Genomic DNA, 17,297 nt, shown 5'->3' with positions numbered 1-17,297 from the left:
TCATCACCAGGTCCGGGGCGGAGCTGTTTGAGGCCGCTCGCCCGGCGCCGTCGGGGCAGCCGGCGGCCGGGCGAGCGGCGGGTGCGGAGGTGGGGCCGGGCGCGGTCGGCGCCTCTCCGCGGGTGTGCTGGCCGAGCCCCCTGGCCCGGCCAGCGAGGTCAGCTGAACGGCGTGATGGGCGCGGGCGGCGGACCGAGCAGCACCGGCGTGCTGAAGTCGGTGTCGTCGACCTCGGCCAGCGCGTCGCCGATCGTGGTGCGGATGTCCGCGAAGGCGTCCCGCTTCACGATGTCCGGGCGGCGCAGCTTGAAGCCCATCCGCAGCTGGCTTCCCTCGAGGTACCAGCGGAGCCGGGCGTCGATCTGCTGCAGCGGGTAGCCGAGGTACGGCGTCAGCTGCACGACGAGGTCGCGCGGCACCTCGATCTGGCCGGACCGGGTCGTTTTCGGGGTCGTCTCCTCGCTGTAGGTCAGCTGGACGTCGCCGTTGTCGAGGTTGATGGCCTGGGAGAACTCGGCTTTGCGGTGCGCCTTGAACGAGGTGGCGACCTCCAGCATCCGAGCGCCGTCGGGCTGGACGAACGACGTGTCGTAGTTGCTGAGGAACTCGGCGAACATCGCCTGCGTCATGTAGTCGCCGTCGACCTGCAGGAAGGCCGTCCACTCCGGATCCGACTGGAGGTCGAGGACGGCAGTGTGGTCGCGCCAGCCCGCGGTGGGGCCGCTGTCGTCGCCTTCGGTCTCCTCGTGGTCATTGAAGACGGCTGTGATGCGGCCGTGCTTCTCGTCGGCCCACACGGTGGTGCTGGGGGTGCGGAGCCGGTTGACGTACTCGGAGAAGTCGGTCGGGTCGTAGAGGGTGGCGGTGCCGCGGGCGCGGTCCGGGAAGGACAGGAGGCGTTCGAGGTTGACGGTCTTGATGGTCTCGTCGTTGCGGAGGACGCGGGTGATGATGCTGTCGCCGTAGATCGGCTGGTGGGTTTCGGGCGTGGCGGCCGCGGCGGCGCGGCGGGCGAGGTCTTCGATGAGGGCGCCGTCGCCGGCGGTGGTGTCGAGGGCGACGCTGGGGTCGGTCACGGTGTCTTTCTCCTTGCGGGGTAACAGTTGTGGGTCAGTAGAGGGACTGCTGATTGGGGTTGTTGCGGTGAAGCGCGCCGTCCTCGCTGGCGTAGAAGATGGAGGGGTCGGCGTCGAACTTGGGCTTGGCGACCTTGACGTCGGCGGTGACGAACATCGCGCCGGTGCCCTTCTGGGGCTTGAAGTTGAGGGTGAGCTGGACCTTCCCGGCCTTGAAGGTGGCGTTGCAGGCCTTGATGACTTCGCGGAGCTGCTCGGAGAGGTCGCGGTGGGTGCGGCCGCTGCCGATCGCGAGGAGCGTCGCGGCGAAGTCGGGGGCCTCGCCCTCGGTCGAGGTGGTGTCCTGGGTGGACTGTTCGTTGGTCACCGCGGTGTTCCTTCCGTTGTGGTGCTGTCGGTCTTGGGCTCGTGGTGGTGGCAGGCGGGCCACCAGGCGCGGCAGTCGGTGCCGGGGCCGCCAGTGGCGTGCCGCCAGTCGCCGCCGTAGTTGCATTTCGGGTAGGTGCCGGAGACCTCGCGCAGCGGCACCACGCGGTGTGTGCAGCTCCCGCAGCGCGGTCCGGGTGTCTTGCGGTCGTCTCCGCGCGGCGCGTCCGGGTGCAGCGGCAGGTTCGTCCGGAGCGCGACGCCGAGTGGGTGGTAGCCGCGCCGGATCGCTTCGGCCTGGCGGGTGTTCCGTCGCGTGTCCCGGGACGGCCTCACGTTGGTCGCCGGTGCGCCGTCCAGCTCGAACAGCGGCACGGCGACGCCCGGCGTGTACCGGGGCGGCCTGGTGATCGGCACGAGCCGAGGACCGTGGCCGTGCACCTTGCGGTAGCACACGGGCCCGTAGCCGCGCTCCTGGCTGGCGGGGTCCGTGAGCTTCCTGCCGCACTGCGTGCGCTGGCACCGGGTCGACATCAGGCCGAGGCCTCCAACTGCTCGAGCAGCGCCTGGACGCGCGGCATCGGCGGGAGCGGCACGGCCTCGACGTCGTCACGCCACGCGGCCAGCAGCTCGGCGAGCTGCTCGTCGACGGTCACGAGGTCGCCGCCTGCCCGAGCAGACCGCGCTCGTAGCCGCGCGCCACGGCGTGCGCCCGGTCCCGCACGTCGAGCTTCCGGAACAGGCGGCGGCAGTGCGTCTTCACCGTGTCCTCAGACAGGTGCAGGTGGCCGCCGATCTCCGGGTTCGACTGGCCGTGCGAGATCAGGAGCAGCACCTGCATCTCGCGCTCGGTCAGCGTGTCGGCCATGCGGTGCGAGTACGACCGGTACCCCGAGACGGTGTACCGCGGGATCTGGCCGGGTGCGCTAGGCGCGGCGGCGTCGAGTTGGTAGCCGACGCCGACGAGCAGCCGCTCGATCCCGACGGCGACGTCGGTGCCGATCAGGTAGGCGGCCGCGTACTTCGGCGCCGCTACGGGCTGGATGTCGGCTGTCACAGCCATTTCGGCCTCCTCTGGGCGGCGAGTCTGTGTTCGGTGGCGGCCCACAGGTCGAGTTGCAGGCGCGGCGGGATGTCGGTGGTTTCGGGGCGGCGGGCGACGGCGGCGCGGAGTCGGCCGGCCAGCTGGCGCCACTGCGCGCGGCCACGGCGGTGCACTTGATCCCCAGTCAAGGGGCCACCTCCCCCAGCTCGTCTCGGATGCGGGCGAAGAGCTGGTCGAGCGGCTCGATGTCCGGCTCGACCGGCTCGTCGTCCTCGACGAGGTCGCGGATCCACGGCTGCCCGCACTCGCAGTCGTCGTGCTTGCCGGTGGCCAGGTCGAGTTCGAACTGGTGCCGGTGCGGCCCGGCCTGATGGTTGAGTTGCTCGTCGGCGATCTCGTCGAGCGTCCGGTTCGCCAGCGCGAGGTCGCGGTTCGCGGCCGCGAGCTGCTCCGTCAGCTGCGCGACCTGGTCGGCGGCCGCGTCCAGCTTCTCCCGCACGGTGACGTCGGCGGCCGCGGAGACGAGCTTCTCCCGCACCGTGCCGGGCGCGGGCCGGTCGCGGAGCTGAGCGCGCGCGGTGTCACGTTCGGCGCGGGCCTCGTCGAGTTCGGCGGTGCGGAGGACGAGCGCTTCCCGGAGCCGGTCCGTCTCCTCCCCCGAACCGGCGCTGGCCGCCGTGATCGCCCTGACGGCGGCGTCGATGCGGCACCGGGTGTCTTCCTCGGCCGCATCGAGCTTCTGCTTCAGCTCGGCGACTTCGCGCGTAAGCGACTCGCGTTCGCGGTTGGTGCGCTCGACCCCGGCAGTGCCGGCCTGGCGGGCCTTGGCCAGTCGCTCGGTCAGGCCCTCGATCGTTGCGTCGCGCTGCGCGATGATCCGGCCCCGCGCGTCGGACTCGCTCCGGAGCCGAGCCAGTTCCGCCAGGTCCACGCCGGGGCCGGGCGCACTGGTTTGCTCGAGCAGCGGGTGGAGCGCGGTGGCGAGCGCAGCGAGGTACTCCGGCGGTGCCGGATCGTCTCCGGCACGCTTGGCGTACTGGCCGTCGGCGCGCTTGAGCACGCTGTCGAGCGTCGGCGCGGAGACGGTGGCCGTCATGATCCGCCGCCCGCGGCTGGCAGGAGCTGGTCCCAGTCGACGTTCGCGTACTCGGTGCCGCGCGGGACGCGGCCGTAGGTAGCGCGGACGAACCCGGCGACCGGATCCCAGAGCAGCCGGACGAACGCGCGCCCGTGACGGGTGCGGATCTCGACGGCGACTTCGTCGGTTGCGGGGCTCGGCGCGATCCGGACGTCGCCTTCGCCGGCCGGGTTCATGAGGCCGTCGGCGAGGAGGTCGCGGCCGAGGATCCACATGACGGGCGTCCGGGTGAGGAACAGGACCGTGATGACGTCCGGGCGGGTGACGTCGTAGCTGAGGTTGGCGTCGAACTGGTAGCCGCCGATGCGGGCCTTCGTGGCGATGATCATGCGGTCACCGCCCGCAGCGCGAAGACCTGGTCGTGCCAGTCGGCGAGCTGCTGCAGCGCGGCCTTCGCGTGTCCGGCGAGGAGCAGCGGCAGGAAGTCGAAGCTGTACCCACGGTGAGTCTCGCGGCTCCAGCACGTGCCGAGCAGAACAGTGCACTCGGCCGCGTGCTGGTAGCCCTCGCGCTGCTGCGGGAGGTGGGCGATGACGCCGCCGGTAGCCGGTTCGCGCAGGGCGTGCCAGACCTCGACGGCGCCACGCGTGTTCTGGACGACGACGCCCTGGCGGCGTTCGTTGCCCTGACGCCGGAACGTCAGGCCGGGGACGTAGAGGGCGTCGAGGTTGAGCTGGTCGAGCGTGATCATCGGCGTGCGTCCTTCCGGACGAGGTAACGGAGGTGCGCGTTGATGGCCCAGGCACCGACGGGCAGCAGCGCGAGCAGCACGACGAACACGACGGTCGCGTTCACGGGGTCACCGCCGGGACCGGCCGGATCGGCCACTCGGTTGAGACGTGCTCCGTCTTGCCCTGGCGGAGGAAGTACTCAGCCAGCGACAGCTGCTGCTCGCGGTACCAGGCGACCTGCGCGTCGTAGAGCGCGTCGAGTGTCATCGCGGCCAGCTGCGGGTATCGGCGCGCCATCACCCACAGGATCCGCGCTGACGCCAGCGCGTCGGCGGTGGCGTCGTGCGCGTCCTCTTCGGACAGCCGGATCCCGTAGTGCGCCGCCGTCGGCACCAGCTGCCGCTTCCCCGACCGGTACCGGTCGAAGTGCTTGTCCAGTACGTAGGTGTCGAGCACGGCCTTGCGGAGCTTCAGGCCTCCCTCGTTCGGGAAGTAGCGGCGCAGCTCGGAGTCCTCGACGGTGAAGTCGTAGCCGAGGTTGTGGCCGATCACCGGGATGCCCTGGTCCCATGCCTGGTCGATGGTGGCGGCGACCTGCGCGGCGACCTCGGCGGCTGGCTGGCCGTGCGTGCGGGCGTGGGCGGTGGTAATGCCGTGGATCGCTGTGGTCTCCGGCGGGATGTCGTGGCCGTCCACGTCGGACAGCCAGTTCGTGACGTCTTTGCCGCCGGTCGACGGGTCGATCAGAATCGTCGTCGCGGTGACGATCCTGGCGAGGTGCGGATCGCGGTCGGTGGTTTCGAGGTCGAACGCCAGGAACCTCCCGGCCAGCCAGGTCATCGCGCCGCGCCTTCCTGCTCGTGCGCGGTCAGGTCCGGGTCGCCCGGCAGGTACGGGTCGCTGTCCTCCACGAACTCGGCCTCGACGATCGGGTTGCCCTGCTCGTCCGTTTCGATCCAGTTCTCGTCGAGGTGCTTCACCGCGTCGGGCGCCGGCGGGATCTGCGGCCGCTGCTCAGCTGCGACCTCCGCCTGCGCCCGCAGCTGCTCCCGCACGTACTCCGCCGACGTCGGCACCCATTTCGCGAGCTGCCGCACCGCGGACTTCAGCCACATCGCGGCCTCGTGCTTCACCCACGGCGAATAGTCGCTGCTCGCGCCTTGGCTGGATTCCTTGATCTTGTTGATGGCGGCTCGGTTCAGGACGACCACCTTCGACGTGGCGCCGTCCTTCATGACCGCGTAGGCGTAGACCAGTCGGAGCTGGCCTCGGCTGTCGGCGTCCCAGTCGATGGCGTGGTCGGGGCGCTCGTGCCGGCCGGGCTGGAAGTCGAACTTGTCGCCGGAGTAGACGACTTCGGCGACCACGGACGAGATCGCACCGGCGCGGTACATCAGTTCGATGTAGCCCTGGTAACCGACGATCCCGAGGATTTCCAGGCGCCCCTTCACCTTGCGCGGCGTGAGGTAGTACTGCTCGGTGCCGGGTTCCAGGCCAAGACGCGCGGCGTCGAGCAGGGAGGCCATGAACACGGCGGGGTTGTTGAGCGCGGCGAGCTCCAGCTCGGTGCCGGTCTGGCCTCCGATGCTGACCTTCTTGCCCTTCTTCAGCGCGCCCTGTGCGAGCCGCACCCACGTGTCGGGCTTGATGTGGCTGGGCAGGACGGCGGTGAAGTCCTTGGAGTAGGTGCGGATCATCGCGCCCGGGGTGTTGTCGACCGTTGCCACGGCCTTCGAGACGGAGTCGGTCATCAGGCGGCGCTCACTTTCAGGCCAGGGGTCTTCTTGCTGGGGGTGGCGCGCAGGGACGGCGGGTTGTCGCCGCGGCCGGCCACGCGCATGGCGATCTGCTCGCCGTCGAACATGGCGCGCCGGGCGGTTCCCATCGCATCGAGCACTTCGGTGGTAGCGCGCTGCTTCTCGGCCACGGCAGCCTTGTGTGCGTCGAGCGCGTCGAGGTACGGGACGGCGATGTAGCCGGGCACGTCGAACTTCACGTCGTCGATGTCGGGGTGTAGCTCCCGGACGACGGCGTAGGTCGCGTCGTGCTCGTCGATGTTTGGCCGCTGGTTCTCGCGGAGCGTGTCGAGGAACTCGGCGGCCCGTTCGCGCATCAGGGCCATCTCGTCGTTGGCGCGCTCGACGTAGTACTCGCGGTAGTCCGAGCCGGAGATCAGCACGGCGACGTGGCACAGGTTGAGCCCGAACACGTCGAGATACCAGAGGCACTGGGTGCGGTAGTACACCGGGATTTCTTCGGTGCCTTCTTCCCCCCAGCCGTCGTCGTTGTACGCGGTCTTGCCTTCGTACAGCGCGCCGTCGAGCTTCCCGTCCGGGTTGGCGATCTGCCACGGCCGGGCGGCGTGCCGCCACGTGCCGACGGTCACCGCGGGCGACAGCTCGCCGGCATGCCGGAGGTTGAACTCCTCGCGGATGACCTCCTCGAGGCGGGTGCCCCAGTACATGACGTCGTTCTGTGCGACCGGCGCGACGAGTCCCTTCTTGCGGTGCCACAGGGAGAACCGGGACTCCCACGGAGACAGGCCGAGAACGGCGGCGATCTCGCTACCGCCGATCCCGTGCGCCCGCGCCGCGTGCCACTCGGACGAGCCGGGCTCGAAGTCGCCGACGAACACCGGGGCCGTCACGACGCCACCGCCGTACTTGGCTCCTCGTCGACGATCTCTGCCTCGACGATGTCGTGGTGGACGTACTGCACGCCGAACTCGCCGCCGGTGGCCTGCCACAGAGCGTCGAGGGCCATCTCGTACCCGCACGCCCACCCGCGCCGGTACCGCGCGTCCTGCAAGTCGCCGTCGCCTGACTGCCGGCTGCGCTTCTCGGCTTCCTCGGCCCGGGCGGTCCAGGCTGCCTGGTTCCGTTCCATGATCTTCGCGGCGAGCACGACCTGAGCGCGGAGCTTCTTCACCTCGGAGACGGTCACGACGTCGCTCCCGGGTCGCGTGGCAGCGGGTTCGCGGCCCAGTGCTCGGCCTCGGCCAGCAGCTCCGGCGTCAGCTCGCCCCTGCCTGCCGCGATATTCGCGAGCTGCCCGCGGATCACCGGGATTTCGTCCTCGCCGCTGCCGATCTCGTCGGCCAGCGCCGGGTAGTCGTCGCCGTCGACGATCACGACGAACTCGGCGGCGAGATCAGTGCCGGGCAAAGTGCCGCGCGCGTACAGGTGGAAGCGCGAGTCCTTCTCGCGCGGGACGACCACGAGGGCGACGTCACCGTCGAGGGTGTCGGCCCAGCGCAGGAACACGGCCACCCGGTTGCAGTTCAGCGGAGAGCCGTGGAAATCCACGACGTCCGTCAGGCCGCTCACGGTCACGCTGAGCAGTCGGGGCACGTCGTGCCTGTCGATGTAGTCAGCGGTGGCGCGCAGCCGGGCGGCGTAGTCGTTCATCGACGCCACCGCCCCGCCACCGCGGCCGCGAGCGTCGCCACGACGACACCCGCGAACCCGGCCGCCTGCAGCACGCGCAGCGAGCAGCCGCCAGACAGCGGCGTCGGCGCGACGACCGACGAGTCCGCCTTCGGTGCCTTCTTCGGCGCGGACTTGCGGTCGGCGGGCTTCACGCCGGCCCGCTCGACCGTCGTGTCGATCTTCTTGTCGGCGGCCTTGTCGATCCGCTCGACGATCTTGCGGAGGATGCTCATCACGCACTTCCCTCCCGGAGTTTCCGGGCCTCGTTGAGCGTCAGCTGTCGGTGCCGCTGGCCCTGCTTCTGCGCTGTCCACCCGGGCACGCACACCGGGCAGACGTCGGACGTCGTCCGGGCCGCGTTGCCGCTCCTGGTGGTGTGGTTAGGGAAGCGCCAGCCCGCCGCGTAGGCGGCGGCCCGCGCGTCCATGGCGCTGAGGAACCCGTCCGGCGTGCCGAAGACGGCCTCGCACTCGCCGCCGTCGCAGCTGATGACGGTGAGCTGGAACGTGAGGGCGGCCATCACACCCACCGGCCGTTCGGCTGGCGCAGCTCGACACCGACGTAGCCGGAGGTGCGGGCCTGGCCGCGCATCACGTCGTACAGCCCCGCCTTGCCCTGCGGGAACGCGCAGCACGGGCACACCTCGTGCAGCCCCTCATGCGCGCCGCGAAGGCCTCGCTCGGGGTCGGCGGTGAGCCGGACCGTGGCGAAGTGGCCGATCTCGTTGCAGCGGGTGCACGGGTCCGGCCGGGTCTCCAGCTCCACCGGTCCGGCGGGGCGCGGGCGGGGAACGTCGGCGAGGCAGAGCCCGGCGGCCTGCTCGATGCGGTGGTTGCCGGGGTGGCGGCCGAGACCGAAGTCGGTGGGCAGGTTGGACGGGACTCCGTGCTGGGCGAGGTACAGGCCCCAGCGGACGGCGCGGCTCTGGCCCTGCACGGTCGCGTCGTCGGTGAGGACGGTGGCGACGCGGGCGGTCTGGTCGGTCACGCCAGCCACCACCCGATGCCCGACCCGACGAGGATCAGCGTGACGATGATCAGGACGACGACCTTCGCGACGACCCGCGCGTGGTCGATGACGTCCTGGCCGACGTTCTCGACGTGCGAGGCGACGGCGTCGACCACCGACGCGAACCACGCGACGACGTGGAACCAGGCGAACGCCAGCCAGCCGGTGCGCACGCGCGGCTGCTCGTCGACGACCTCGTCGTCGTACGGCATCCCGTGCTCAAGCACGTCGGCCAGCTCGGCCGCGTAGTCGGCGCCGATCGTGTCGACCAGGGCCTCGTCGTCGGTGCCCGGCGTCGCGACCGCGGCGAAGACCTCGGTTTGGGCGTCGGTGTCGGCAACGACCGGCCAGGCCTGCGTCGGCTGCTCGACGTCGGCCAGGTCTGCCAGCACCTCGGCGACCGCGTCGGCGGCCTCGTCCGTGATCGGCTCAATCACGGGCGCCTCGACCGTCGCCTCGCCGGTCTCGTCGGCGGCCAGCTGCTGATTGGCGACGGCGGTGACGGGCAGGAAGACGTGCAGGAGGCTCGCCCGGCGGTTGCATGCCAGCACGACCACGGTCCCCTTCGTGACGCCCTCCGGCCACGCGATGCCGGACAGCTTCACGCCGTCCCGGACCGCGTCGACGTTCGTAACGTGCTCGACGCCGCGGGTCTCGCGGGCCCGGCTGATGGTCACCCGGATCTCGGGGCCGTCGGCCAAGGCGCCGGCGATCCGCTCGGGGAGGCGGAGTTCGCCGTACTTGACGTGCACGGCGGCGAGCCGCGACGTGCCGTCGATCTGGGAGTCGGTGACCTCCAGGTCCGACTCGCTATCCTGTGTTCCGATCATGAGGGTGTCCTCCTCGTGGTAAGCCCGCTCCGGAGCCCCGCAATGGCTCGGGGGCGGGCGTCTTCTTGTGGGCGGTCAGGCGGCTGTGTCGCGTCGCTTCTTGGCAGCGGCTGCGCGAGCGGCAGCCATGCGGAGGTAGTGAGCGCGGCGGAGGTTTTCGGCGGCGGCTGCTCGGTCAGCCGGGGACATGACGCCGTCCGGGTCGGCTTCGCGTTCGAATTTCGCGAGCAGTCCGCGGCGAGCGGCTTCGGTCGCGGCGGTCCGGTCAGGTGTCTTCCCCCACCGGGTGTGGGCCGCGATCCGCGCGCGACGGGTCCGCTCCTCCGGGGTCACGCCGCGACTCCGGCGGCGTTGCGCTTCGGGGCGGTCTTCGTCTTCTCGCTGTCCTGCCGCGACGGCGGCGACTTCGGCTCACGCCTCGGCGTCGCCGGTGGCGTGTCGGGCTCGCCCTCCCCCACGGCGACGATCTCTTCGACGACGTCGCGCACGGTCTCGTCGGGCCGCTTCAGCTGCTCGGCGATGCGGTAGATCCGCGTGAGCGAGAGCTGGTCGCGTCCGGCGAGGCCGTTCTTGAGCGAGCCCCAGGGAACGTTGACCTGCTCGGCGAGGTCGCTGGTCGAGGTGATGTTCGCCTCGGCCAGGCGGTGCTTCACCGCGTCTTTGTTCAACTTGGGCATGCCGTCACTTTGCCGTTCTCTGCTAGCAGTGTCAAGCAGAGTTAAGCAGTTTGGCGGTAACGGAACGGCATACGCTGCTCTACTCTGCCGTTCTATGCACTCAGGGGTGGGGCGCTACAGGCGCAAGGTGCGGAAGATCCGCAGGTCCAGACAGGTAGCGGACTGCCACGGTCTGCTAGACACTGCCGTGGTGACGGTTTCGCGGAAGCAGATCCGAACCGGCGACTACCCGCCGGAGCCACGGGCCCGACTCGGCGACGCCGTGGCAAAAGCCAGAACCGCCGCCGGCTGGCAGTACCGCACCGACCTCGTCAAGGCCGCCGAGGCGGCCGGCGAGAAGCTCAGCATCCGCAGCCTCCAGGCCCTCGAAACCGGCGATGCCAGCGTCGGCCAGTCCGCGCTCTTCACCGTCGCCCGGATGCTCCCGGGCTGGACCGAGGACACGCCACGGCACATCCTCGAAGGCGGCGAACCCCCGGCGACGAGCGACCAGCGGCCGCCGACTTCGCCCGCGCCCGTCCGTCACGAGTTCTCCGCCGACCTACGCGCGCGCTGGCGCCGGATGACGGTCGACGAAATCCTCGAGCGCGGCGCAGAGGAGGGCGAGCGGTTCGGGCTGCCGGCCAGGGTCAGGTACCTGCGGGCCGCTCTCCAGGAAAAAGAGGACCAGCTGTCCGTTGAGGACATTCCCCAGTAGACCGTCGCGGCGCGCCACCGTAGTCACATTGGCGCCAGAAGTGAACCCCGTGCCGAAACGTTGTGGCCGCGTTACAGCGATCTTCGGCCAGACGGGGTAATTCCCCCGAAAGTTGCAAGAACGAATTAACGACTCGTGATGTGACAGAGATACCTCTGGTGCAACTGGACCAAACCAGTCACCCAAAGGAGGCATCCGATCACATGACCGCGCCGTCTTCAGCCAAGACCTCGCCGCCGACCAGCGCCGTCGTCATGTTCACGCTCGCCGCCCTCATCACCCTCGCCGCAATCCCCCACGTCGTCCTCGGCGTCATCGACGACTGGCCACCACAACCGATGACCTTCCACGCCGCCATCGCCATCTGCTGCTGGCTCGCCGGGTTCCACTTCAAGGGACCGACGCGGCCGGCCGCCGTCACCCCGTCCGAGTCGCGCCCAGCCTGGGAGTCTGGGCAGCAGCTACGGAACCTCGACAACCAGCTCGACGACCTCGTCGAACTCGACAAGCTCGAAAAGCGGCTCCGCGACAACGACTGGTAGCCGCACCGGAGGCGGGCCGCTCCCCCGGCCACGCCCCTCCGCAGCCCGCGGGACAAACCCTAAAACTGCGGGGGGGGGGGGCGTCTAAAGCCTCTTTTTCTTTCACCCCAACAGAAACCGAACGCTACACCCTGTCGCCGCGCTTCATCTGCCGCGCCGCCTTCTCCGCCCGCGCATCCGCCGCCGAGCGGCCGTACACCTCCAGCATCACATCCGACGACCAGCCGGCCAGCCGCTTCAGGTCACGCTCCTGCCCGCCGGCGAGGAGGAAGTCGTTCGCCCAGGTGTGCCGAAAACGATGCGGGTTGCTCGGGTCCGCCAAGCCCGCCTGCGCAGCACGGACCTCCATCCGGGTGCGAACACCGTCGGTGGACAACGCGCCCCGCTGGCCGAGGAACAACGCCTCAGCGTGCGACCACCGGTGCTGACGCCGCATCCGCACGTACCGGTCCAGAGCCCGCTCCGTCCGCGCCCCGAAGAACGCCTGCCGCACCTTCCCGCGCTTCCCCGTCACCATCACCGACCCGTTGTCCAGGTCGAGCCCCTCCACGGTGATGCCGCACAGCTCCGACACCCTCAGCCCGCAGTCGAGCAGCATCCTGATGATCGCCTCGTCGCGGCGGGCAGCGAAGTCCTTCCCGCTGCACGCCTTGATCAACGCCGCGAGCTCGTCATCGGACAGGACGGGGACCGGCTTCTCCGGTACCTCCGGCTCGCCGAGGCCCGTCATCGGGTAGTCGTCGAGGACACCTTCGGCGACGAGCCATCGGGTGAAGCGCCGCATCCCGGCCCAGCGGATCCGAACGGTGCCAGGCCCGACCTGGTCAGCGAGGTCGGCGAGCCAGTTACGGATGTTGTCTTTCGTGCAGTTCTCGCTGATGGCCGACAGCCCCTGGCCGTTGAGCCAGTCGCTGAAGAACCGGATGGCCTGCTCGTGCAGGGCGCAGGTGCGTTTCGCGCGTCCCTCGGCGCGCAGGTGGCGCTGGAACGACGCGGACAGCTCCGACAGCAGTTCAGCCATCAGGCTCGATCTCCTCGAGCGAGAAGGCGATGAGCGTCACGCGCGCGGTCATCGAGGCTTGGCGGCGGCTGCAACGGCGGCAAGTTGACCCACCGCGGCCGGCGGAACTCCCGGCTCCGGCCCAGGACGTTGAAGACCGGGTCGAGGGTTCGGATGAGGTGCGACTCGACTCGCTCCGCCATCAACCGGGTGCGATAGATATCCCACTCGATCCGGACGGCCTTCAGCTCCCAGCGCGCGCGTGAGCGAGCGTGGTCGGTGAGGCGTGCGAACAGGTTGTGCGTGATCCCGACGTAGAGCAGATCGCCGCAGAGGCAGTAGGCCCGGTAGACGTAGGTCTCGTCGGCGTTCGGAAGAGTGATTTGACCCGAGCCTGTCGGGCGAGGGAGCTGGCGCGGCATTTAACGATGCTACCTGGTTTCAGTAGTAATCAGGCGAGTTCACGCTATGCTAGGCCGCATGACACCGACCTTGAAGCTGTTTCAGCTGGTCACCGGGCGCGCCTTGCTCGGCTGGACCCGCTTCGGCTCCCCCGGCATCTTCGGGTAGTCCGGCGGGTAGGGCATGTCGCCGAGGCCGTGGTCGCGCTCGTCGCGGTCGTACCACTCCAGCGCCGTCTCCAGGCCGTACGCCTTGTCGTCCATGCGGGCGTGCAGGTCGCCGTGCTCGGCGAGGAAGCCCGGGACGGTCAGGACGTCGAAGTCGTCCGCGTCGACCTCGGACAGGAGGTCCCAGGTCAGGGGCGTGGAGACGGTCGCGCGCGGGGTGCCGCGGACCGACCAGCTGGACGCGACCGTGCGGTCGCGGGCCGCCTGGTTGTAGTCGAGGAAGACGCGGCCGCCGCGTTCCTCCTTCCACCAGGCGATCGTCGCCTTGTCCGGGATCCGGCGCTCGACCTCGCGGCCCAGCGCGATCACCGCGTGCCGCACCTGCACGAAGTCCCACTCCGGGCGGATCCGGACCAGCACGTGCACCCCGCGCCCGCCCGAGGTCTTCGGGAAGCCGGTCAGCCCGGCGGCCTCCAGCACCTCACGCACGACGTGGGCGACCTCGACGGCGTCGGCGAACCCGGCCCGATCCGGCGGATCGACGTCGATCCGCAGCTCGTCCGGGTGGTCGACGTCCGGGCGGCGCACCGGCCACGGGTGGAAGTCGAACGTGCCGAGGTTGGCCGCCCACGCGAACACGCCGACCTCGGTCGGGCACACCTCGGCGGCCTTGCGCCCCGACGGAAAGGTGATCTCGGCGGTCTCCACCCACTCCGGCGCGCCCTTCGGCAGGCGCTTGGCGTAGAACCACTCCCCCTCGACACCGTCGACGTACCGCTTGAGGGTGGTCGGCCGCTCGCCGATCGCGCGCAGCAGCGGCTCACCGACGGCCAGGTAGTACTCGACGACCTGGCGCTTGGTGATGCCACGCTGCGGGAAGTACACCTTGTCCGGGCTCGAGACGCGGACGCTGCGCCCGCCCACCTCGTAGGTCACCGGGTCACCGTGCTTGGGCATGCGGCCACGCTAGCGGTGATCGCGGCCTCGGGCCCCCGCGAAAATGCCCCGGCGCGGCGATTGGTGGATCACCGTGGGTTCGGTGGGTGGCACGGGGCACGGCGCACGGCACGGCAACTCGGGTTCCTCTCGCGCAGCCACGCGGCACCATCGCCGGTGGATCGCAGTCGGCGACCAAGCCGCGCACTCGCCAACAGCCGGCAACCTCGAAGCACGGGGCGAGGAGCAGCCAACCGGCGAGCAGCCACAGCCGGACCGGGCCGTGGCAACACGCGGCCGACTCATGTCCGGCGCATGGCCACAGCCCGGCCGAGCCGCCACACAGGTCCCCGCCAAGACCCCGCAATCGCGCGAGGCACCAGGCCGAGGCAGACCTATCCGGCGAACAGCGATAGCCGGGCCCAGCCGCGGCAACACGAGAGGCATAGCCAGCCGACTCACCTCCGGCGCACGGCCAAGACTCCGGCAAGGCGCAAGCGCCCGGCCAAGACACAGACATCCAGCGAACAGCCGGACGAAGCCGCGGCAACCGGGCGAAGCGGCCCGAGGCACAGCCAGCCGACTCGACTCCGGCGCATGGCTGCAGCCCGGCCGAGCCGCAGCAGGTTCACCGCCGAGACCGTCGCAACCGCGCGGGAGACCAGCCGAATCGCGCGCCCGCACCGCCTCCAGCAGGCACCGCACACCAGCCGAAGCGCAGCACGTCGCCAACAAGACCCGGCAATCGTGCGCCCCCCAGCCCAGCACGCGCCGCGAGGCCCCACCACCCCGGCCGGTACCGTTGACCAGGTGTCCGGCCGCACCAAACTGATCGTCGCGCTCGCTGTGCTCGCCCTTTTCGTGGCGGCCGCGGTGCTGCTACCGATCCCCGGACCTGCCGATCTGCGCGCCTGGGCCGCGGCCACCGGCCCTGCCACCCCGGTCGTGCTGCTCGTCGCCTACTCGCTGCTCACCGTCGTGCCTATTCCGCGCACCGTGTTCAACCTGGCGGCCGGGCTGCTGGTGGGGACCGCGGCCGGGATCGCGATCGGGCTGGTCGCCACCACCATCGCGGCCGGGCTGTCGTTCGGGCTGGCGCGGCTGCTGGGGCGGGACCTCGTCACGCGGCACCTGCACCGTTCGTCGGTGCGGGCGGTCAACGAGCGGCTCTCCGATGGGGGCGTCCTGGCCATCACGTCGCTGCGGCTCATACCCGTAGTACCTTTCGCGCCCTTCAGTTACCTCTGTGGGGTGTCATCCGTACGGCTGACCCCGTATCTGGCGGGTACGCTGCTGGGAAGCGTGCCCGGCACCGTCGCGGTGGTCGTGCTCGGGGACGCCTTGACCGGCGACACGCCGCCCGCGCTGCTCGCCTGTTACGGCGTCTTCGCGCTGGCCGGAGCGATCGGGCTGGTCAGGGTGTTCCGGAAGCGGGCACCGGTGGCACCGGTACCCGAACCGGAGCCCGCCGGTCCGGCTGGCTGACGCGAACAGCACACGGCCGACCGCTACACTCGATCGGGTGCGCGAACCGGAAACGCGCTGAGCAGGGCCACCATCACCGGGAATTTCGTCAGGAGCAGTCGCCATCGACACCGGTCAGCTGATCGCGGGGCACTACCGCCTCGTCGAGCACATCGGAAGCGGTGCCATGGGAGTCGTGTGGCGCGCGACCGACGTGCGCCTCGAGCGCACCGTGGCGATCAAGCAGATCCTGCCCCAGCCGGGCGTCTCCGAGACCGAGCGCGACAACATGCGCCAGCGCGCGATGCGCGAGGCGAAGAACGCCGCCCGGTTCCAGCACCCGAACGCCATCGTCGTGTTCGACATCGCCGAGCACAACGGCGACCCGTGCCTGGTGATGGAGTACCTCAACGGGCCCAGCCTCTCCACGATCCTCTCCGAGGAGGGCACGCTGCCCCTCGGCCGGATCGCCCGGATCGGCGAGCAGGTGGCCTCCGCGCTGGTCGCCGCGCACCGCGCCGGGATCGTCCACCGCGACGTCAAGCCCGGCAACATCCTCATCGACGAGACCGGCACCGCGAAGATCACCGACTTCGGCATCTCGCGCGCGGCCGGCGACATGACGCTGACGGCGACCGGCCTGATCGGCGGCACGCCCGCCTACCTCGCGCCCGAGCTGGCGCGCGGCGCCGACCCGGTGCCCAGCTCCGACGTCTTCGCCCTCGGCGCGACGCTCTACCAGGCCATCGAGGGCACCACGCCCTACGGCAACACGACCAACCAGCTCGCGCTGCTCTACGCGGCGGCGAACGGCCAGATCAACCCGCCGGTGCAGGCGGGCGGCGCCACCGCGCTGCTGATGAGCCTGCTGCGCAGCGAACCGGGCGAGCGGCCGTCCATGGCCGAGGCCCGCGAGCGGCTGGCCGCGCTGGCCCGGACCGAGCCCGGCGGCATGTCGGCGTCACCGCCGCTGCTCTCGGGCGGCGGCGGCCGCAAGCCCGCCGCTCCCCCGGCCGACAGCGGCGACCGCCCGCCGTGGCAGCGGAGCGACCAGAAGGCGCCGTCGTCACCGCCGGTCGGCACGCCGGTGCCGGCGGCCAAGGCACCGGCCAACCCGCCGCGCCCGACCGCCGCGTTCATGCCGATGCGGTCCGCGGCCGCGCCGCCGAACACCCCGCCCAGGCCGATGGCCGCGGCTTCGCCGCCGTCGGCCAGAGCGCCCCAGTACTCCTCCTCGGACACGGCCAAGCCGGACAACAAGCGCAAGTACGCGATCTTCGCCGGCGCGGGCGCCGCGGTGATCGTGGTCGCGGTGATCATCTTCGTGATGGCGAACTCCAGCGGCGGCGGCACGGGCGGCAACCAGGTCGGCCAGTCGCCGGGTGCCGCGAGCAGCGCCCCCGGCACCGCGCCGAAGAGCACCGGTGCCCCGAGCAGCAACTCGAACGTCTCCGCCCCGCTGGGCCAGACCAAGACCGAGGGCGCGGTCACGAACTACGGTTCGGCCGGCAACCTGATCATCAACTACTTCAGCGACCCGGCGAGCCACTGGGACCAGCTCACCCCGGCCGCCCAGGCGGTCTACGGCACCCAGCAGGACTACCAGCAGTACTGGGCCGAAAACAAGAAGAACCTCGGCCTGATCAACACCGCGCGCGCCGACTCGGGCGGCAACGAGGCCGACGGCTCGCTCGTCATGAACGTCAACGTCGCGGGCAAACGCCCCGGCTACCGGCTGGTCAACGTCGGCGGCCAGACCCTGATCGACGCCGACACGAGGATCGGCGGCTCGGCCTCCCGGTAATGAGAGTTAACGCGTCACAGGTGGGCTGAGCGGGCCCGATGGCCTA

The 17,297-nt window shown here is 70.6% G+C and carries 25 protein-coding genes; 4 read left to right on the top strand and 21 right to left on the bottom strand.

The genetic code is table 11. The features are described 5' to 3' along the window. Positions 1-158: 158 nt before the first annotated feature. The 18 genes from VA596_RS41490 to VA596_RS41405 all read right to left on the bottom strand — a co-directional run bounded on the left by VA596_RS41490 (position 159) and on the right by VA596_RS41405 (position 10,239). Complete coding sequence (locus VA596_RS41490) at positions 159-1,076, bottom strand: DUF2303 family protein (protein WP_323335038.1); 918 nt, start codon at positions 1,074-1,076, stop codon at positions 159-161. 34 nt (positions 1,077-1,110) lie between these two features. Then, positions 1,111-1,443, bottom strand: coding sequence for a hypothetical protein (locus VA596_RS41485; protein ID WP_323335036.1), 333 nt, complete (start codon positions 1,441-1,443; stop codon positions 1,111-1,113). Then, complete coding sequence (locus VA596_RS41480) at positions 1,440-1,976, bottom strand: DUF6011 domain-containing protein (protein WP_323335034.1); 537 nt, start codon at positions 1,974-1,976, stop codon at positions 1,440-1,442. Before VA596_RS41480 ends, VA596_RS41485 begins: the two co-directional genes overlap by 4 nt. Next, positions 1,976-2,098 carry a hypothetical protein gene (locus VA596_RS41475; RefSeq protein WP_323335032.1) on the bottom strand — a complete coding sequence of 41 codons (123 nt, stop codon included), beginning with the start codon at positions 2,096-2,098 and terminating at the stop codon, positions 1,976-1,978. Before VA596_RS41475 ends, VA596_RS41480 begins: the two co-directional genes overlap by 1 nt. After that, positions 2,095-2,505, bottom strand: coding sequence for a response regulator transcription factor (locus VA596_RS50840; RefSeq protein WP_458364032.1), 411 nt, complete (start codon positions 2,503-2,505; stop codon positions 2,095-2,097). The genes VA596_RS41475 and VA596_RS50840 overlap by 4 nt, the downstream gene beginning before the upstream one ends. Positions 2,506-2,671: 166 nt before the next feature. Further along, on the bottom strand, positions 2,672-3,583 hold the full coding sequence (locus VA596_RS41465) for a hypothetical protein (RefSeq protein ID WP_323335030.1): 912 nt from the start codon (positions 3,581-3,583) through the stop codon (positions 2,672-2,674). Then, positions 3,580-3,954 carry an SsgA family sporulation/cell division regulator gene (locus VA596_RS41460; protein ID WP_323335028.1) on the bottom strand — a complete coding sequence of 125 codons (375 nt, stop codon included), beginning with the start codon at positions 3,952-3,954 and terminating at the stop codon, positions 3,580-3,582. Before VA596_RS41460 ends, VA596_RS41465 begins: the two co-directional genes overlap by 4 nt. Continuing rightward, positions 3,951-4,316, bottom strand: a complete 366-nt coding sequence (locus VA596_RS41455; protein ID WP_323335027.1) for a hypothetical protein — start codon at positions 4,314-4,316, stop codon at positions 3,951-3,953. Before VA596_RS41455 ends, VA596_RS41460 begins: the two co-directional genes overlap by 4 nt. 100 nt (positions 4,317-4,416) lie before the next feature. Then, positions 4,417-5,136, bottom strand: a complete 720-nt coding sequence (locus VA596_RS41450; RefSeq protein ID WP_323335025.1) for an exonuclease domain-containing protein — start codon at positions 5,134-5,136, stop codon at positions 4,417-4,419. Further along, positions 5,133-6,047 (bottom strand): recombinase RecT, encoded by a 915-nt coding sequence (locus tag VA596_RS41445; RefSeq protein WP_323335024.1) that lies wholly within the window; start codon positions 6,045-6,047, stop codon positions 5,133-5,135. Before VA596_RS41445 ends, VA596_RS41450 begins: the two co-directional genes overlap by 4 nt. Continuing rightward, positions 6,047-6,943 carry a YqaJ viral recombinase family nuclease gene (locus tag VA596_RS41440; RefSeq protein WP_323335022.1) on the bottom strand — a complete coding sequence of 299 codons (897 nt, stop codon included), beginning with the start codon at positions 6,941-6,943 and terminating at the stop codon, positions 6,047-6,049. The genes VA596_RS41445 and VA596_RS41440 overlap by 1 nt, the downstream gene beginning before the upstream one ends. Then, complete coding sequence (locus tag VA596_RS41435; protein WP_323335020.1) at positions 6,940-7,239, bottom strand: hypothetical protein; 300 nt, start codon at positions 7,237-7,239, stop codon at positions 6,940-6,942. The genes VA596_RS41440 and VA596_RS41435 overlap by 4 nt, the downstream gene beginning before the upstream one ends. Then, the gene (locus tag VA596_RS41430; protein WP_323335018.1) at positions 7,236-7,703 is read right to left on the bottom strand and encodes a hypothetical protein; all 468 of its coding nucleotides are present in this window, start codon (positions 7,701-7,703) and stop codon (positions 7,236-7,238) included. The genes VA596_RS41435 and VA596_RS41430 overlap by 4 nt, the downstream gene beginning before the upstream one ends. Then, a complete protein-coding gene (locus tag VA596_RS41425) occupies positions 7,700-7,957 on the bottom strand; it encodes a hypothetical protein (protein ID WP_323335016.1) in 258 nt (85 codons plus the stop codon). Before VA596_RS41425 ends, VA596_RS41430 begins: the two co-directional genes overlap by 4 nt. After that, positions 7,957-8,244 (bottom strand): hypothetical protein, encoded by a 288-nt coding sequence (locus tag VA596_RS41420; RefSeq protein ID WP_323335015.1) that lies wholly within the window; start codon positions 8,242-8,244, stop codon positions 7,957-7,959. Before VA596_RS41420 ends, VA596_RS41425 begins: the two co-directional genes overlap by 1 nt. After that, positions 8,244-8,711, bottom strand: coding sequence for a hypothetical protein (locus tag VA596_RS41415; RefSeq protein ID WP_323335013.1), 468 nt, complete (start codon positions 8,709-8,711; stop codon positions 8,244-8,246). Before VA596_RS41415 ends, VA596_RS41420 begins: the two co-directional genes overlap by 1 nt. Continuing rightward, the gene (locus VA596_RS41410; protein ID WP_323335011.1) at positions 8,708-9,562 is read right to left on the bottom strand and encodes a hypothetical protein; all 855 of its coding nucleotides are present in this window, start codon (positions 9,560-9,562) and stop codon (positions 8,708-8,710) included. Before VA596_RS41410 ends, VA596_RS41415 begins: the two co-directional genes overlap by 4 nt. Before the next feature lie 329 nt (positions 9,563-9,891). After that, positions 9,892-10,239, bottom strand: a complete 348-nt coding sequence (locus VA596_RS41405) for a hypothetical protein (RefSeq protein ID WP_323335009.1) — start codon at positions 10,237-10,239, stop codon at positions 9,892-9,894. Between the two features lie 190 nt (positions 10,240-10,429). Between VA596_RS41405 and VA596_RS41400 the strand changes: the two genes are divergently transcribed. Both VA596_RS41400 and VA596_RS41395 read left to right on the top strand, forming a co-directional pair. Continuing rightward, positions 10,430-10,936: a hypothetical protein gene (locus tag VA596_RS41400; protein ID WP_323335007.1), complete on the top strand. Its 507-nt coding sequence runs from the start codon at positions 10,430-10,432 to the stop codon at positions 10,934-10,936. Between the two features lie 203 nt (positions 10,937-11,139). Next, a complete protein-coding gene (locus VA596_RS41395; RefSeq protein ID WP_323335006.1) occupies positions 11,140-11,478 on the top strand; it encodes a hypothetical protein in 339 nt (112 codons plus the stop codon). Between the two features lie 124 nt (positions 11,479-11,602). Here the strand turns inward: VA596_RS41395 and VA596_RS41390 are convergent, their stop codons facing one another. The 3 genes from VA596_RS41390 to ligD all read right to left on the bottom strand — a co-directional run bounded on the left by VA596_RS41390 (position 11,603) and on the right by ligD (position 14,004). Further along, entirely contained in the window at positions 11,603-12,499 is an 897-nt protein-coding gene (locus VA596_RS41390) for a tyrosine-type recombinase/integrase (RefSeq protein ID WP_323335004.1), read from the bottom strand. Continuing rightward, positions 12,499-12,900, bottom strand: coding sequence for a GIY-YIG nuclease family protein (locus VA596_RS41385; RefSeq protein WP_323335002.1), 402 nt, complete (start codon positions 12,898-12,900; stop codon positions 12,499-12,501). Before VA596_RS41385 ends, VA596_RS41390 begins: the two co-directional genes overlap by 1 nt. A gap of 81 nt (positions 12,901-12,981) precedes the next feature. Beyond that, positions 12,982-14,004 carry a non-homologous end-joining DNA ligase gene (gene ligD / locus VA596_RS41380; protein ID WP_323335000.1) on the bottom strand — a complete coding sequence of 341 codons (1,023 nt, stop codon included), beginning with the start codon at positions 14,002-14,004 and terminating at the stop codon, positions 12,982-12,984. 789 nt (positions 14,005-14,793) lie between these two features. Between ligD and VA596_RS41375 the strand changes: the two genes are divergently transcribed. Both VA596_RS41375 and VA596_RS41370 read left to right on the top strand, forming a co-directional pair. Next, the gene (locus VA596_RS41375) at positions 14,794-15,468 is read left to right on the top strand and encodes a TVP38/TMEM64 family protein (protein ID WP_323334999.1); all 675 of its coding nucleotides are present in this window, start codon (positions 14,794-14,796) and stop codon (positions 15,466-15,468) included. Positions 15,469-15,586: 118 nt separating this feature from the next. Continuing rightward, positions 15,587-17,251 carry a serine/threonine-protein kinase gene (locus VA596_RS41370; protein WP_323335363.1) on the top strand — a complete coding sequence of 555 codons (1,665 nt, stop codon included), beginning with the start codon at positions 15,587-15,589 and terminating at the stop codon, positions 17,249-17,251. Positions 17,252-17,297 lie beyond the last annotated feature (46 nt).

It is taken from the genome of Amycolatopsis heterodermiae, assembly GCF_034929455.1.
GTDB lineage: Bacteria > Actinomycetota > Actinomycetes > Mycobacteriales > Pseudonocardiaceae > Amycolatopsis > Amycolatopsis heterodermiae.
This window is presented reverse-complemented; position numbering and strand designations above follow the sequence as displayed.

Coding starts and splice junctions, on each gene's coding strand:
- VA596_RS41445 (WP_323335024.1), bottom strand. CDS start 6,047: ATGACCGACTCCGTCTCGAAGGCCGTGGCAACGGTCGACAACACCCCG.
- VA596_RS41420 (WP_323335015.1), bottom strand. CDS start 8,244: ATGGCCGCCCTCACGTTCCAGCTCACCGTCATCAGCTGCGACGGCGGC.
- VA596_RS41385 (WP_323335002.1), bottom strand. CDS start 12,900: ATGCCGCGCCAGCTCCCTCGCCCGACAGGCTCGGGTCAAATCACTCTT.
- VA596_RS41410 (WP_323335011.1), bottom strand. CDS start 9,562: ATGATCGGAACACAGGATAGCGAGTCGGACCTGGAGGTCACCGACTCC.
- VA596_RS41390 (WP_323335004.1), bottom strand. CDS start 12,499: ATGGCTGAACTGCTGTCGGAGCTGTCCGCGTCGTTCCAGCGCCACCTG.
- VA596_RS41460 (WP_323335028.1), bottom strand. CDS start 3,954: ATGATCATCGCCACGAAGGCCCGCATCGGCGGCTACCAGTTCGACGCC.
- VA596_RS41465 (WP_323335030.1), bottom strand. CDS start 3,583: ATGACGGCCACCGTCTCCGCGCCGACGCTCGACAGCGTGCTCAAGCGC.
- VA596_RS41425 (WP_323335016.1), bottom strand. CDS start 7,957: ATGAGCATCCTCCGCAAGATCGTCGAGCGGATCGACAAGGCCGCCGAC.
- VA596_RS41480 (WP_323335034.1), bottom strand. CDS start 1,976: ATGTCGACCCGGTGCCAGCGCACGCAGTGCGGCAGGAAGCTCACGGAC.
- VA596_RS41430 (WP_323335018.1), bottom strand. CDS start 7,703: ATGAACGACTACGCCGCCCGGCTGCGCGCCACCGCTGACTACATCGAC.
- VA596_RS41450 (WP_323335025.1), bottom strand. CDS start 5,136: ATGACCTGGCTGGCCGGGAGGTTCCTGGCGTTCGACCTCGAAACCACC.
- VA596_RS41405 (WP_323335009.1), bottom strand. CDS start 10,239: ATGCCCAAGTTGAACAAAGACGCGGTGAAGCACCGCCTGGCCGAGGCG.
- ligD (WP_323335000.1), bottom strand. CDS start 14,004: ATGCCCAAGCACGGTGACCCGGTGACCTACGAGGTGGGCGGGCGCAGC.
- VA596_RS41455 (WP_323335027.1), bottom strand. CDS start 4,316: ATGATCACGCTCGACCAGCTCAACCTCGACGCCCTCTACGTCCCCGGC.
- VA596_RS50840 (WP_458364032.1), bottom strand. CDS start 2,505: ATGGCTGTGACAGCCGACATCCAGCCCGTAGCGGCGCCGAAGTACGCG.
- VA596_RS41395 (WP_323335006.1), top strand. CDS start 11,140: ATGACCGCGCCGTCTTCAGCCAAGACCTCGCCGCCGACCAGCGCCGTC.